The sequence below is a fragment of the uncultured Maritalea sp. genome, from assembly GCF_937139385.1.
GTDB lineage: Bacteria > Pseudomonadota > Alphaproteobacteria > Rhizobiales > Devosiaceae > Maritalea > Maritalea porphyrae_A.
Window position 1 is genome coordinate 1 of record NZ_CAKZPW010000173.1, and the last position, 15405, is coordinate 15405.

The following is a 15405-nucleotide window of genomic DNA, read 5'->3' on the forward strand; positions in this document are numbered from 1 at the left end:
TAAGTATCGATAATCCCTCGTTAAACCGGATAAAGACGTCAGCTCCTTCTTCAAGCAGTTTTCGACGAGCAACAGATGGAGGCCGCCCGTTGAGGTGCGTGGTTACCGAGCACGGTCCACGGTTATCTCTATCCCAAAGGAAAATGCATATACCCCCTTTTAGTCCCACGCCGGGAAAAACGTCTGAAGCACTTAGATAATCGTCAATTGAACGAATGCGATCATCTTTCAGCATCGTCTCGCGAAACTCATCTAAGCCTTTTCCACCAGCAAACCATCGAGCAGGAATTATCATTGTCAAAAATCTAGGGTTAAGTTTCTTAGCTTGTAGGACGAATTTATCATAGATTGGTGCCGCGCTTGTGCCAAAGCCTGAGTCGGCAAGTTGGTATGGCGGGTTACCAATGATAACATCGAATTTCATGTTGAAAATACTTTCTGGTTTGTCAGTATGAATCAGCTGGTAAGCATGGGTTTCAAGTTCCGAGTCGCGTAAAAATGTCGCTTCACTAGCGCCACAGTATTTGCAACGACCGTTTTTCCACGTGTGTTGAATTTGATTGAAACGTATATTCCCATCCGAAGTTTCAAAACCTTCGCACACCGAAAATTTGCTTTCAGCACTCTTTGAGCAGTAAACAGAACGCCTTGATAGAAGCGCTGTCAATTCGGTGATTGCGATGCCGAATAACTGCTTTGTGAAAATGTGATTGACGCGCTCTTGAACATTTGGGAAATCATCTTCCAACCCAAGGACCAAGCGTTTAGCGATTTCTCGCAGGAACACACCAGATTTGCAAACCGGATCAAGAAATGTCGCGTTTTTGTTTGACCACAATTCGGCGGGAAGCTGATCTAAAATCTGGTTTGCCAGAGCTGGCGGCGTGAACACTTCATCGTTGCTCAAATTGGCTAGGCAGCTCAACACATCGGGATTGTAATTGATTTCAATCATGGTCCGGGAGCCTCAGATAATGGGTGAGTGGAAACTCGGCTACTGGCTTGGGTATGAAAGCTTCATCGCCCAAATCCGAAAACAGATTGGGGCCATCCATAGGTTGATAAACCAGCAAGTGCGCCAAGGAATAATCGCGGCGCTTAATCATACTTCCATTCACGGGTGACCATTCGGAAAAGACAATTGGTTCTTTGCTGCCATCAACTCTGTTTAGAGTGAGCGCGTCACCCCAGATGACATTTCGACTAAGCACGTAGTCAACCGAGTAGCGGCATTCTTCGCGGCATTCGGATTTGAATAGGCGCGAGTAATTTTCATCGAAACACGACTTCAAGCGGTTGCGACAATGAATGACGTTATCTTCAAGAAGGTCCACGCCATAGATTGATCCAATCGCAATGATTGCATTTCGCTCGTATTCCAACTGGTTTTTGCAATAACGCTCTTCGACTACCGCCATTTTTCGCCGAAGCACTTCAATAAGAAAATTACCATTGCCACAGGCAGGTTCAAGAAATCTTGAATCAATTCGAACGGTTTCTTGCTCAACGAGGTCCAGCATTGCATTCACTTCTCTTTCGGAAGTGAACACCTCGCCATGATCGACAACGCGCTGTTTGGTCTTGATTTGCGAATTGTCAGACAAATGGCAGCCACCTTTCTAGTTTTTTGGAAAAGTGTTCTGCGCAAAATTTAACGATCCAATCAATTTTGGCGGCGAGAGAGAGCTCGCCAGCCAAAATTACAGAGCCGCCAAGAAACATTCCCTGCATGCCCAGAATAGTCGTCAGGTCATGGTTAGGCTTTCCGCCAAACCAAATGACGAAAACACTAGCAATCAGCGTCATAAGCATACCGTAGATCTGAACGTCGTTTTTTGGTCTCTTTTGGTCTTTCGTGAATGACATGCCGTCACTGATCTCAAAGAGCTCTTGGACCATTTTTGTGCGTGTCTCTAACCTGCTATCAAATTTCTTCATTACGTTGCTGTCTCCAACATTTTTTGAACCAAGGGTGTGTCGTTGCTTCCACCTTCATCAAAATATTCAGATAATAGGAGCACCAACCGAGCCTCCCGTTCAGGCTCCATTTGAATTCGCTTTATTGCCGAGAATGTTCGGACCGCAATCACGGCATCAACAATGTTTTGGCTGCGAATGTCAGATGTTTTTGAACCGGCTCCAGTGAGTAGCCAAGTCGGATCGATTGCCATTTCGGTATAAAGTCTCACTAGGAATGATGCCGGTGGTTCCCGGTCATCAAGTTCGTAGGCTTTCAGTGCACTGAGTGAGACATCAAACCGCTTGGCAAACACAGTTTGTGATCTGCCAGTCTCCTTCCTTACTTCCCTTATGCGCGCACCAATTGACATTCAGTCTCGATATGGTTCATATTTAACACTATTGATTCGTATTTAACCCAAAATTTCCGAATCAACCCGTAGATAAACCAATTGTGTCAGGATTTACACCAATGATCCAGAGCTTAGAGTCTCCGCGAGAATTAGCCGAGCGTATAGGTTGGCCAGTCCGCCGTATCCGTAATCTAATCGCCAACAAGCAAATTAGGCATCATCGCGTTGGTGGAAGCATATTGATCCCCGCTGATGCAATTGATGAATTTTTGCACAGAACGGAAATCCAACCATGCCACGTCGAAGAACCGGACCGCGCCTTATCACACGCGCAAACAAGCCCTATTATTTCATTCGCTTCATCGACCACGACGGACGGCAAAAAGAGCGTTCAACGGGCACAGCGGATAGCGGAGAAGCTGAAGAAGTCCTCGAAGAGTTCCTGAAGGAAAGAAGGGGCGTTGGAAGACCAAGGGAGCACCGGCGCATTCTGATCGCCGAGGTTCTGGCAGACTATGCTGACTTCAAAGGCGATGAGAAATCAGCAGCGACCAGAATTGCCTATGCAATGATCCACTTGTTGGAATTCTGGGGCGAGAAGACCGTCGATCATATCAACCGTGAAACGCTTAAGCGATATGGTCAAAAGGCACCTCGTTCTCCCTCAACAGTCAGGCGAGAACTATCAGTCCTTCGTGCTGCCTTGAACCATGCCGCAGCGATGAACAGGATGTTGCCATTTGGGAAACTTGAGCTTCCTTCTGAATCACCTCCGCGACAACGGTGGCTGACCCGAGATGAAGTCGCAACGCTTATTTGGTCGGCGCGCCAAGAGTTTCGAGCGAAGAAGCAGTTATCGTATTTCATTCTTATTGGCGTTTACACTGGCGCACGACGAGGCGCGATTATGGATTTGGAATGGTCGCAGATTGATCTTGAAAGAAGGACGATTGACTTCAACAAGGCTGGTGCTGAACGTACCAAAAAACGCAGAGCTCAAATTCCGATTGGCCGAAAACTGCATGGCCACCTGTCGCGTCTGAAGGCGACCGCCGGTCCTGATGCTCAATTTGTATTTCACCAGAAGAGAGCCCCATCACGCCGCATCATCAGCGTTGTGAAGGGCTTTCGTTCAGCCAGTAAACGAGCTGGCTTCACCGATGTCACACCGCACACCTTGAGGCACACATGCGCCTCGTGGATGGCACAGAGAGGCGAGAAAATGATTGATGCATCGATCTATTTGAACATGACCATGCAGACGCTGAGCAAGGTCTACGCCCATCACGATAACAAACACATCACTGAGCTGGCAGATCGGTTTTGAAGGTACGCAGAAAGAACGCACTACGATTTAAAACCCTATGTAATTCCAAGCGGTTCTCAGTAAGAAACGTAAGCCCAAAAACGGAGAAAAAATAATGAAATCAATATTATATGGAGAAGCCAAGCCTTCTCCGAAGGCAGAGGTCATGAGTTCGAATCTCGTCGGGTGCACCAATATTATCAAAATGTAATCAGCACCTTGCGTATCTAGGTCATAGCGCCGAGATTTGTCAGGATCGCGTTGGATTTGCGGCGTCTCTTTAAATTCGTATTTCCGACATCGGGACGCCTGAGCATGTCATCATGTCATTTGCCGTTGTTTGCCGACGATGGTTTGGCGTTTAGATCCATGATCGAAATTGAAAGCCGCGTTAGTCTTCACAGGGCGCAGGGCAGTCTGCTTTGTGGCACAAGCAGACCCCATTCCATCCAGCGCCCCAAGAAAGACTATGTGGCTCATTGTGCAACAAAAGAATTCGCGGCTGTGTTGAGCGTTAGGCGACCTCGAAATCATTTGCATTGAAGTTCAATACTTCATCATTTGCGTCGAATATAACCTGCTGAAGCATGGCGGCTTTTGGGTAGACCTGTGCGTTATAGAAGGCGACGGTTTTTAGTTTTGTCCGCACAAATTTGTTGTCCTTATCGATCATCAATTGATCTGATGCTGCAATTGCTGCGTCGGCCATTGCCCATGCGCCAAGCGCAATACCGAAGAGCTCGAGAACGTTGGCGGCTGCGGCTTGTGGTGAATGGTCGTTACGTTGCACCAGCCATCTGGTTACATCTTCCACTGCTTGGGCCGCACCTTGTGCAACTTGTTCCACCTGTGACCAATCAACATGAGCATCGGTGCGTTGGGAAGCTTTTTGCGCCGTTTCGCGCATATCATGGACCAATTCCATAGCAGCAGCCCCTTGATCCCGTTTAATTTTTCGGCCAACCAGATCCAGTGCCTGAATGCCCGTTGTGCCTTCATAGATTGTGGTGATCCGAGCGTCGCGGAAGTGCTGGGCGGCACCAGTTTCTTCAATGAAACCCATCCCCCCATGAATTTGCACGCCCAAGGATGCAATATCCACGCAGAGCTCGGTTGACCAGCCTTTAACCACTGGGATCAACAAATCCAATCGACGTTGAAAAAAGGCACGCTGCTCCGCATCCATAGCTTTATGTGCCATGTCTTCAGCGGCGGCTGCACGATAGGCGAGTACTCGCGCCGCTTCGGTCCGCGATTTCATCAAGCCCAACATGCGCCGAATATCCGGATGGCCCATAATGCTTGGAGCGGTCCCTTGTGGCGATTGCCCTTGTTTGCGCTCCATTGCGTAGTCAATGGCGTGCTGCGTTGCGTGCTCGGCGATCCCCACCCCTTGCAGACCAACGCCTAGACGTGCCGCATTCATCATGGTGAACATATATTTGAGCCCCTCATGTGCCTCACCAACAAGATAACCAATCGCGCCATTTGCTGTGCCAAATGCCATTGTGCACGTCGGGCTGGCATGAATGCCAAGTTTGTGTTCAATCGAGATGCACTCCACATCATTGCGATCTCCAAGTGTCCCGTTCTCATTGACCATGAATTTTGGCACAATGAACAGGGATATCCCCTTCACCCCAGCTGGCGCGTTTGGCAAGCGGGCTAGGACCAAGTGAATGATGTTCTCACTCATATCGTGCTCACCATAGGTGATGAATATCTTTTGACCCGAAATCAAATAGTGGTCGCCTTGCGGTACTGCCTTGGAGGTTATTGCCGCGAGATCAGAACCTGCTTGAGGCTCAGTGAGATTCATGGTGCCGGTCCACTCGCCGGTTACCAATTTGGGCAAATAGACTTCTTGCAACTGCGGCGAAGCAAATCCAGCGATCGATTCAATTGCGCCTTGGGTTAAGAGTGGGGCTAGCATAAATGAGGTATTGGCCGAAGTGAACATTTCTTGAATGCTGGCATTAACCACCGACGGCAGGCCCATGCCGCCATGCTCTGCACCGGTTTTTGGGCTGTTCCACCCCATCTCCACCAACTGTTGATAGGCCTCACGCCAGCCTTCTGGTGTGGCAACTTCGCCTTTGGCAAATGTTGAGCCCTGTTGATCGCCCTTCTTATTAAGTGGAGCCAATACTTCTTGCGAGAATTTCGCCGCTTCACCCAAAATCGCTTCCACCATGTCAGGCTGCGCGTCTTCATAGCCGGGCATTTGCGAAATCTGATCGAGATCACAAAGGTTGTTCAACACAAACAACATGTCCTCAACTGGAGCTTTAAACGGCATTCTTGGTTCTCCTTGGAATATTTATTGGCAGCGAGATAGCTTCACGCGCTTTAGGCATGCTCTTGATATAGCGCGTCTATTTCAACAGCGTAAGCCTCATTGATCTTTGCGCGCCGCACTTTGAGTGTTGCGGTGACTTCGCCATCATCATGATCAAGTTCCTTGGTCAAAAGCTTGACCTTTTTAATCTGTTCGACCCGCGCCAGTCGCTGGTTGAGGCGCTCAATTTCCTGGTCAATTAGTTTCACGACCGCCGGGTTTTCCGCCAGAGAACGAAAGGTCGTATATGTGATCCCCGCTTTTTCCGCCCAAACACGCATCGTTTCAAAGTCAATTTGCACAAGCGCAGTTGGATAGGGTCGCCGGTCCGCAAACACAATGCATTCTTTGATGAAATGGGACGCTTTCATAGTGTTTTCGATCAGCGAAGGCGTTAGATTTTTGCCCGCTGAGGTGATCATCACATCTTTCTTGCGGTCAACAATTGAAAAAGAGCCATCTGGATGGTGTGCGGCGATATCACCGGTGTGCAACCAGCCATCAACTAGGGTTGCTGCAGTGGCCTCTGGATTGCGATAGTAGCCCTTGAAAACAATATCGCATTTTACCAGCAACTCGCCGTCATTGGCGATTTTGGCCACGACGCCATCAGGAAAGAAACCGACACGACCTTCGCACTCTCCCCAGTCAGGCTGCATACATGCTGCACCTGTGGTTTCGGTCATGCCCCATATTTCACAAATATTGACCCCAATTCCGCGAAAGAAGGTCAACAAATCAAGTGATATTGGGGCAGCCGCCGTGATTGCTATTTTGACATGTCCAAGTCCCAAGAAACTGCGCAAGTGTCTATAGATCAACACGTCCCAAAATTGGTTACGCGCTCTTTGCCAAAACGACCATTTTGACCGTGGTGTTTGTGCGCGCTTTTCAGCTGAATTGAGGGCCATTTCTGTGACCCAAGTTTGGATTGGGTGGGCTGTTTTGACCTGCACCATCAACCCAGCATGCATTTTCTCCCAAATGCGCGGCACACCAAAAAACAGATCCGGTGCTGCATCACGCAAATCTAAGGTGATCGTGCGTAAACTCTCGCCAAAATTCATGATGTGATTGGCCGCCAAAGCGTTGACCACTGTCATGTCCTGCTCAGCGATATGGCAAAGTGGCAAATAACTTAGAATATTCGAGCCTTGCAACACATGACCGCCAAAGAAGTCGTCGATCAGTTTACCAGCCGCAAAATAATTGCCATGTGAAATCTGTGCAGGCTTTGGCGCCCCCGTACTACCGGACGTGAATACCATGAGGGCGGTATCCTTAGCCTTTGTGGCCCCAATTCTCTCTTCAATCTCGGCAGCGTGAATTGGAAAAAGTTCTCGGCCCTTTTTGGCAAGATCTGCATAGCTTTGAAGCTCAAGAAAGCTTTCGCCCTGCAAGCCCTTTGGATCAAAGACAATTAGTTTTTTCAAAATTGGCAGTTGCCCGTCCAGCGCAACAATTTTGTCAAACTGCTCTTGGTCTTCAATAAACAAGAATTCTGTATCGGACGCACCGACCAAATGCTCAATCTCAACCGAAGGGCTGGTTGGATACATGCCCACCACTGTTGCGCCAGCGGCCTGAATGGCAAATTGGGACATCACCCATTCGCAACGGTTTTCAGACAAAATGCCAACTTTGGAGCCTTGCTTAACACCCAGTTCGACAAGTGCGGCAGCCAATTCCTTTGTCAGCCGATCCACGTCGGCCCAACTATATTCGTTCCAAATCCCAAAGCGCTTTTGGCGGATCGCTACGCGATCAGGATTCGCCCGCGCGAGATTGTGCACCACTGTGTTTGCGGTTTTAAAAACTCCATCGCTATAATTCTGCATGCTGTTGGAACGCGCCATAAAATTGCTTTTCTAACTCAGCCACCGTTTGCGGCGCTTATAGTGTTTCACATCTCGAAAGCTTTCCCTTTCGTCGCCTTCCTCGGCAACACCCAGATAGAAGCTGCGTACGTCAGGATCATTTCGCAGTTTGTCAGAGGAACCTTCCATCACAATTTGTCCGCTTTCCATAATGTAAGAGTAGTCAGCAATAGAAAATGCCAGGTGGGCATTTTGCTCCACCAACAAGATGGTGATCCCATCTTCGGTGTTAAGTCGTCGAATTGTATCGAATATCTCGGTAATGATTTTAGGGGCTAAACCTAACGAAGGCTCATCCATCAAAATCATTTCGGGCTGCGCAACCATAGCCCGACCAAAGGCGAGCATTTGTTGCTCCCCACCAGAAAGATACCCTGCTACTTGCTTGCGGCGTTCTTTTAGGCGAGGAAAAAACGTGTAGACTTTGTCGTAATCTGGCCGCGAGGCCCGCCCTTTTAGGGCATAGGATGCGGCCATTAAATTGTCTTCAACGGTCAACTCAGAAAATATCCGCCGACCTTCTCGAATGTGAAATAGGCCCTTGTGTACCAGTGCATCAGCGGAAAGACGTGCGATGTTTTGACCTTTAAACATCACCCGACCTTCGCGGACGTGGCCGTTTTCAAGTTGCACAAGGTTAGATGCGGTCTTCAAAGTTGTGGTTTTGCCAGCACCATTTGAGCCCAAGAGTGCAATAATCTTGCCCTTTTGAACTTCCAATGAAAGGCCACGCAGGGCCTGCACCGTGTGGTGGTAAACCACATCTATGTTTTCAACACTCAACATATTTGGCACCGGTCATTTTCGCAAAAGACATTGAACGGGCTGAGGGCACATATGAGCGCACAGCCCGCAGGGTTTGCACGCTATACTTCCAGCCAATCAGACGTCGGCGTGAACAACTTGCTTTCAGCTGAATATTGATAGACCCTGCCAATGCCGATCTTGTTGTTTTTGATCGTTGCATTTGGCCCAAAGAAGCCGCCCGTATCATGGTCCTTGATTTCTGACAGCATTGCCGCCGCATTGTCTGCGGTCAGCTCTTTGCCCGCTTCAGCGGTTTTGGCCAAGGTCATTGCCAACAAATCAAGCGACAACATGGCCTGCAAACCCCATGTTGGCATGTAGTTTTCCAACGGCGTGCCGGCAAAGTGCTCTTTTGAGAAAGCCGCCATTTGTTGATAACGCGGTGCCTCTTCTGAATCGTAGAAATAGCGATATGGCATGACGCCTTGATAGCCATCAAGGAACGGCCCTGCCTCAGCCGTCACCCGATCTGCTATGAGCTTTTCCATGCCCCAGAAGGTGCCCATAAATTTGGTCGGCAATCCAAACTGACGCGCACCGCCAATCAATTGCGGCCAAACACCGGTCACATAGCCCTGCAAAATGCAATATTCAGCGTCTGCCTGGGCTAGCTTGGTCACGTGGGTCGCCACATCCGCACCTTGCGCCTTGGTTGCTTCAACCAGCTTCACTTCAATGCCCAACTCGGCCGCACGCTTTTTACCAAACTCAATCGGGTCCAAACCGAACTCTGTGTTTGAATGGATAAATGCAACCGATTTGCCACCTTCAGCCGCAATATTTTGGAGCAAGATATCAAACTGGTCTTCGTATGTTGGACCGGCCATAAATTGGTAGGGGTTGGTTTCAGGATTGGCCAATTCAGAAGCAAACGATGTTGACGACATCAGCCGCGCTTGAGCGCCTTTAAGCTCTGGCGCCACAAGCTTCATGAAGCCGGTAGAGTCACCAAAATAGCCAATGACCGCATCACCTTCAGAGGCCAGCAGCCGCTGGTAGTTAGCTAACGCATTTTGCGCAACATAACCTGAATCTTCCACAGCAACACGAATGGGCACACCGCCAATACCACCAGCTTGGTTTGTGAAGGCTTCAAACATTTTCAAAGAGGGCGCAATGAGTTGCCCCGCCGTCGCAAATGGTCCAGTCATGGGCAGTGAAGCACCGATAATATATTGGGATGGTTGCGCACGAACGATCGCTGGCATAGCCAAACTTGCCGCACCCGCTGCTGCCGCGGACTTTAAAAATCTGCGTCGCGTAATATTGCTCTTACCTAAAGTCATAATATCTCCTCCTCCATATTGTTAGCCCCGCGCGAACGGCCATCTGTTCAGCGCGCGAAAAAAACGGTCCATGATCTGTGAGATGCCCAAGGGTTCAAACAAGACAAACCCGATGATCAATGCACCAAATACAATCTCTTGAATGGGCGCGCGCAATTGCGCTGCTTCGATGGAGTTGCCCATCATAGCCCCCATGCCGATTTTTAATAATTCTGGCACCAGCACGATGATGATTGTGCCATAAACGGGCCCCATTGTTCGCCCCATACCACCAACGATCAGCGCCGCCACCAGTTGTAGAGAGAGCGCCAATTCAAATTGCTCTGGCAAGATTTTGGCATAAAAATAGGCCGCCATCGCGCCGGCTAAGCCGCAAAAAGCCGCAGATATAGCAAAACTGGTTAGTTTGTACTTGAGCAGTGAAACACCCAATATTTCTGCCGAATAGTCCTTTTCCCGAATGGCAACGAATGCCCGCCCAATTCGGGTCCGGAAGAGATTTTGCACCATCAATATGGTTGCAAAACTGAATATCGCAATCAACACGTAAACCTCGCGCTGACTATCAAGCACCCACCCAAAGAAATTTGGGTCGGGGGTTGTTAGCCCAAGTCGACCGCCGGTCCATTGTGAAAAAGTATCAATTTCAATGAGAAAGATGATGATGAAATTTGCGCTTAATGTTGCAACGGCAAGGTAAATCCCTTTCACCCGCAACGAGGGCAATCCAACCAATATGCCAATCAGCGCCGCGACGGCCATTGCACCGGGCAACGCAACCCATGGGTGCACAATATCCGGCACCCCCCAGTGGCCCAACACATTGTGAATTATCGACACACTATAGGCACCAATGGCAACAAACCCTGCATGGCCAAGGGACAATAGTCCGGTATAGCCAATCACCACATTGACCCCCACCACCGCGATCAACATGATCCCCACAAGAGAGGCCATCAATATTGTGTAGTCATCTGCAAAAAAAGGAAGCGCTATCGCCAAAGCGATCATTGTGTAAACAAACGCCTTTTTGTATCCGTTATTGAGGATCTTCTCATCCTCCAGATAAGAAACCTTGCGGTTGCCGATGATCATATTCGTTCAACCTCCGGCTGCCCCATCAACCCATGTGGACGAATTAGAATGACAATAAGCACGGCAACATATGGAGCGATCTCAACCCAGGTGCCGCCCATTTGCCATTGCACCAAGGCCTCTAAGACCCCCACCAGCATCGCCGCAATAAACACGCCGACAAAACTATCTAACCCGCCCATCAACACAATTGCCAACACGGAGAAGCCGAATAGACCAAGCGAGGGGGATACGCCGTCGCGTGCCGATAAAACCGCGCCAGCCACAGCACCAGTTGCCGCCGCAATCAACCAAGCTTGCGCAAAAACGCGCGGCACATTGATGCCCATTGAATAGGCTGTGGATTGGTCTTCTGATACGGCGCGAATGGCAACCCCTGCGGATGAGTGGCGCAGCCAATAAACGATAAACCCAAATATCAACGCGGCGATGATCATAGACATAAAGTTGGCACCGAAAATGAAAATAGGGGTTCCAAAAAAGTCCAATCGAAACGCAGGATTTGGTGTCAAATGGGGCACAGATGCAGCATCGCCGGTCCACAAGAGGCTTTTGAACCCTGACAAGACAGAGATCAAACCGACGGTGACCATGATCATCGAAAAATTGGACTGTCCAAGAAGCGGGCGCATCAAGTAACGCTCAATGAAGAGTGCGAGGAGACCCGAACCAATTATAGCGCCAGCAAGGCCAAAAACGATCCGTGGGATGTTGGGGATCCAATCGTAAAACGCCGCTGTTGGGGAAAACATCTTGGCGCCAACTCTTGCTTGAGCGACCCATTCTGGCGTCCAACTTGATAACCAAGAAGGTGCCCAAGTCATATCTGGAATCAACACCGCGAATGTATAGTATAGATAGGCGCCAATCATGATCATGTAACCATGAGCAAAGTTCACAACGCGGGTCGATTTGTAAACGGCAACAATGCCAATTGCGATCAAGGCATAGAGCGCGCCTGCCATCAAACCATTGATCACAAATTGAGCAAATTGCATCGCCTTACCCCGCCTGCCCCAAATATGCATCAATCACGTTTTGATTGTGTGCAATGTCTTTTGGCGATCCGTCGGCGATTTGTCGGCCAAAATTTAACACAACAACTTTTGCGCATATATCCATAACCAGATGCATGTCATGCTCGACCAGCAATATGGTGGTTCCAAACCGCGCCTGCGCGTCCAAAATGAAGCGCGCCATGTCAGCGGTTTCTTCGCGATTCATGCCCGCAACGGGCTCATCCAACATCAAAAGCTTTGGCCGCATGGCAAGCGCCCGCGCCAATTCAACACGTTTCTGCAAGCCATAAGATAATGCCGTAATTGGTGCTTTGCGAATGTGGTCAATTTCAAGAAAGTCTATGACTTCCTCTTCAATTTCTTTGCGGGCTTGAAGCTCTTCTTTTTGTGCGCTGCCAAAATACATAAGACTGGACCAAACGTTGGCGCGCAAATGGGTGTGGCAACCAAGTTTGATGTTGTCCAAAACCGTCATGCCACGAAACAATGCGATGTTTTGAAATGTGCGAGACATGCCCGCATGGGCTCGGGCGTCGGGTTTGAGGGGCGACACGTCTTTTTCTTGAAACAAGATACGGCCATGGTTGGGCTTGTAAAAGCCAGATATCACATTGAATAAAGAAGTCTTACCGGCTCCGTTTGGCCCAATTATGCCGGTAATTTCCCCCGCAGCCGCGTCAAAAGACACCCCTTGCAGAGCCTTTAGGCCGCCAAAAGACAAATGCACATCAGCTACTGACAGCACGCAATCCTCCCTCAGTTCACCTCACGCGGTTTTCCCGTCATTTTAGGTTAACAAAGAGTTTATGGGCAATCTGACTTTGAAGTCAAACAATAAATCTCAAAGTCAAAAACCCATATACCGCAAGGAAAAATCTGTTATTGTACACGCAAGACAATCTTTGCTATTGCCTCTCGCGAACACACGCGAATTCTCTTTTGCCCTTGCATCGACAAGGCGGAGGCGCCGCAAAATGAGCTGGAAGCTAAATGAGCCCGATGAGCGCGATCCAAAATCAAACCATATCTCCGTTTAAGCGCGAGGATGTTCGCTCCCAAAAGCTGGAGTTTATGTGCCGAGCAGCCAGCGATTTGTTCAACAAAAACGGCTATGAGGCTACATCACTAGATGAAGTGGCAGCCGTTCTTTCGATCTCAAAGCCATCCATCTATTATTATTTCAAGAACAAATCTGAATTGCTTTTGGCTTGCTATGAACGCACGCTCGATATTTGTGAAGAATTGCTGGAGATGGCAAAAGCGGAGAACGGTAGCGGATTAGATCAGCTAAGCTTTTTTATTGAAAACCTAATTGTGCTGCATTGTTCTAATGGCTCAATTGCCGTGGTAAGCGATGTGGACGCCCTGCCCAACGAAGCAAAAGCGGGCATTCGTGCAAGGTCTCGCGCCTTAACTGAAGGCTTGGAAGGCTTGGCCATATTGGGTGCCAAAGATGGCTCCATTCGCCAGGACCTGGCGCCAATTATCACGCGATTTATCATGGGTGGTGTGAACTGGATACCCAAATGGCATAGCGATGAGGGCAATCTTTCTCCTCAAGAGGTCGCCAAGGCATATCTCTCTTTTCTGACCAACGGCATTGGCGCGTCTTGAAACGCTTGCAGATAGACGAAGAGTTGGGTGTGAAGCTTTAGCCACACCTTCCTTTTTAACCCAAAAAGCAAAAACGCAAAAAAATCCCCGCCACAAATTGAGTTGTGACGGGGACGTAATTTTTGCTTGGTCTCAGTTTGGCTTTTAAGACCAGTGCTGGGTATTACTTCGTGACCAAACGATAGAATACGAAGTCAGATGTGGCGCCATTTACGTAGCCTTCAACATTGGCGCGCATTGCCACTTCATATGTTGCTTGGAACATAATCACGATTGGTGACTTGGCCTGCACTTCTTTTTGCAGCTCAATATACATCTGATTACGCTTTTCAAGATCGGGTTCAGCGAGCGCGGCTTTTGTGCCTTTGTTCAACTCATCTGGAACCGCCCAGCCATTACGCCATGTTGTGGTTGCTTGATAGTTCTCATCGGAATTGTCCGAGTTATACGCAAAAGCATATGCGTTCGAATGTGGGTCCATGAAATCTGGGCCCCAATAAAGCAACATAGCTTGGTGCGTCCGCTCGCGGTACTTCGTGATGACTTGGCTACCTGTACCTGGCAAGACTTCCAAGTTGATGCCCGCTTGGGCAAAGCTTGCTTGCAGTGCTTGCGCCATATCAACAAATGGAGCAGCGTTGATCACATCAAGTTCTACCGTAATTGGCGTCGCAATATTTGCGTCAGCCAAGATCGCTTTAGCTTTTTCAACGTCATAGTTGTAAGGCGTTTCATCAAGTGAGCCAGGGAAACCCTTTGGCCAAAACGCTTGGTGAACTTCCATTTGACCCTTCAAGAAGGTGTCAGCCATGCCGTTGTAATTGACTAAGTAGCGTGCAGCTTCCCAAATTGCTGGGTTCGTCAGGCTGTCAATTTTTTGGTTAAATGACAAGAAGTGAACCGCAGCTTGAGGGAAGGTGACAACTTTTTCACTTTCGCCCATACCCGCAATCTGATCAGGGGTAAGGTTTTTCGCCATATCAACATCACCGGATTGCAACAACAAGAGTTGAGTTGCGGATTCTGCCACGTGACGAATGATAACAGACTTAACCTTTGGTGCGCCTTTGAAATAGTCAGGATTTGCATCAAGAGTTAGAATTTCTGCCGGACGATAAGTGCGCAATTTAAATGCACCGGAACCAGCAGAATTGCCGTTTAACCATGCGTTGCCCATGTCGCCATCAACTTGGTTGGCCATTACGGTCAATTCATCAACAACGGATGCCGGACGGGCCGCCAAAACGTTCAACACAAAAGCAGATGAGAAATCGCCTTCATATTTAACAATGACGTTGTTGCCGTCAACTTTGACCATGTCAGCAACATTTTCTTTGGTCCAACCCAGTTGGGTCAGAATGAATGCTGGGGTTAGGTTCAGATCAACGACACGTTTGAATGAAAACGCTACGTCTTGGGGACGCACAGGATTTCCAGAGTGAAATGTCACCCCTTCACGCATGGAGAAAGTGATGGTTTTATTGGCGTCATCAACGCTCCAGCTTGAGGCCAAAGCTGGCGCTAAAACTGTTGTGTCTTCGGCATCATATTGCACCAAACGATCGTAAACGTTGGTGACAAATTCGCCTGACGAAAACTCATAGGCCTGTGCCGGATCAATTGCGACGATGTCGTCGATGTTTTGGGCAACAACCAGCATATTGTCTGGTGTTGCTGCAAAGACGCCTGGCGCCCCTGCGGTAATTGTGAGCGCTACGGAAAGTAGCGCGGCATTAAATAGCTTCATTTCC

At 48.9% G+C, this 15405-nt stretch carries 14 protein-coding genes and 1 pseudogene; 3 read left to right on the forward strand and 12 right to left on the reverse strand.

Annotated elements, in window-relative coordinates; translation table 11 throughout:
* From Q0231_RS07490 to Q0231_RS07505, 4 genes are all read right to left on the reverse strand, one after another.
* Window positions 1-955, reverse strand: a 955-nt coding sequence (locus Q0231_RS07490) for an Eco57I restriction-modification methylase domain-containing protein (protein WP_299346812.1), incomplete at its 3' end; no start/stop codon positions are given.
* On the reverse strand, window positions 948-1604 hold the full coding sequence (locus tag Q0231_RS07495) for an SAM-dependent DNA methyltransferase (protein WP_299346814.1): 657 nt from the start codon (window positions 1602-1604) through the stop codon (window positions 948-950). The genes Q0231_RS07495 and Q0231_RS07490, both read right to left, overlap by 8 nt.
* A complete protein-coding gene (locus Q0231_RS07500; RefSeq protein ID WP_299346816.1) occupies window positions 1597-1938 on the reverse strand; it encodes a hypothetical protein in 342 nt (113 codons plus the stop codon). The genes Q0231_RS07495 and Q0231_RS07500 overlap by 8 nt, the downstream gene beginning before the upstream one ends.
* Window positions 1938-2330 (reverse strand): helix-turn-helix transcriptional regulator, encoded by a 393-nt coding sequence (locus Q0231_RS07505; RefSeq protein ID WP_299346818.1) that lies wholly within the window; start codon window positions 2328-2330, stop codon window positions 1938-1940. The genes Q0231_RS07500 and Q0231_RS07505 overlap by 1 nt, the downstream gene beginning before the upstream one ends.
* Before the next feature lie 101 nt (window positions 2331-2431).
* Here Q0231_RS07505 and Q0231_RS16710 point away from each other — a divergent pair.
* Window positions 2432-2578 (forward strand): annotated as a pseudogene (locus tag Q0231_RS16710) (excisionase family DNA-binding protein); the annotation flags it as partial.
* 26 nt (window positions 2579-2604) lie between these two features.
* Window positions 2605-3639, forward strand: coding sequence for a site-specific integrase (locus tag Q0231_RS07510; protein ID WP_299346820.1), 1035 nt, complete (start codon window positions 2605-2607; stop codon window positions 3637-3639).
* A 493-nt stretch (window positions 3640-4132) separates the two neighbouring features.
* On the opposite strand, the gene Q0231_RS07515 is transcribed toward Q0231_RS07510, so the two are convergent.
* The 7 genes from Q0231_RS07515 to Q0231_RS07545 form a co-directional block, all read right to left on the reverse strand.
* Window positions 4133-5917 carry an acyl-CoA dehydrogenase family protein gene (locus Q0231_RS07515; protein WP_299346822.1) on the reverse strand — a complete coding sequence of 595 codons (1785 nt, stop codon included), beginning with the start codon at window positions 5915-5917 and terminating at the stop codon, window positions 4133-4135.
* Between the two features lie 50 nt (window positions 5918-5967).
* The gene (locus Q0231_RS07520) at window positions 5968-7794 is read right to left on the reverse strand and encodes a long-chain fatty acid--CoA ligase (protein ID WP_299346824.1); all 1827 of its coding nucleotides are present in this window, start codon (window positions 7792-7794) and stop codon (window positions 5968-5970) included.
* 30 nt (window positions 7795-7824) lie between these two features.
* The gene (locus Q0231_RS07525; RefSeq protein WP_299346826.1) at window positions 7825-8619 is read right to left on the reverse strand and encodes an ABC transporter ATP-binding protein; all 795 of its coding nucleotides are present in this window, start codon (window positions 8617-8619) and stop codon (window positions 7825-7827) included.
* An 80-nt stretch (window positions 8620-8699) separates the two neighbouring features.
* On the reverse strand, window positions 8700-9926 hold the full coding sequence (locus Q0231_RS07530; protein WP_269393182.1) for an ABC transporter substrate-binding protein: 1227 nt from the start codon (window positions 9924-9926) through the stop codon (window positions 8700-8702).
* Window positions 9927-9947: 21 nt separating this feature from the next.
* A complete protein-coding gene (locus Q0231_RS07535; protein ID WP_269393183.1) occupies window positions 9948-11021 on the reverse strand; it encodes a branched-chain amino acid ABC transporter permease in 1074 nt (357 codons plus the stop codon).
* On the reverse strand, window positions 11018-12019 hold the full coding sequence (locus Q0231_RS07540) for a branched-chain amino acid ABC transporter permease (RefSeq protein WP_299346830.1): 1002 nt from the start codon (window positions 12017-12019) through the stop codon (window positions 11018-11020). Before Q0231_RS07540 ends, Q0231_RS07535 begins: the two co-directional genes overlap by 4 nt.
* Window positions 12020-12023: 4 nt before the next feature.
* Window positions 12024-12782, reverse strand: a complete 759-nt coding sequence (locus tag Q0231_RS07545; RefSeq protein ID WP_299346862.1) for an ABC transporter ATP-binding protein — start codon at window positions 12780-12782, stop codon at window positions 12024-12026.
* A gap of 248 nt (window positions 12783-13030) precedes the next feature.
* Between Q0231_RS07545 and Q0231_RS07550 the strand changes: the two genes are divergently transcribed.
* A complete protein-coding gene (locus Q0231_RS07550) occupies window positions 13031-13654 on the forward strand; it encodes a TetR/AcrR family transcriptional regulator (RefSeq protein WP_299346832.1) in 624 nt (207 codons plus the stop codon).
* A gap of 163 nt (window positions 13655-13817) precedes the next feature.
* Here the strand turns inward: Q0231_RS07550 and Q0231_RS07555 are convergent, their stop codons facing one another.
* Window positions 13818-15401 carry an ABC transporter substrate-binding protein gene (locus tag Q0231_RS07555; RefSeq protein ID WP_299346834.1) on the reverse strand — a complete coding sequence of 528 codons (1584 nt, stop codon included), beginning with the start codon at window positions 15399-15401 and terminating at the stop codon, window positions 13818-13820.
* Between the last annotated feature and the right edge of the window lie 4 nt (window positions 15402-15405).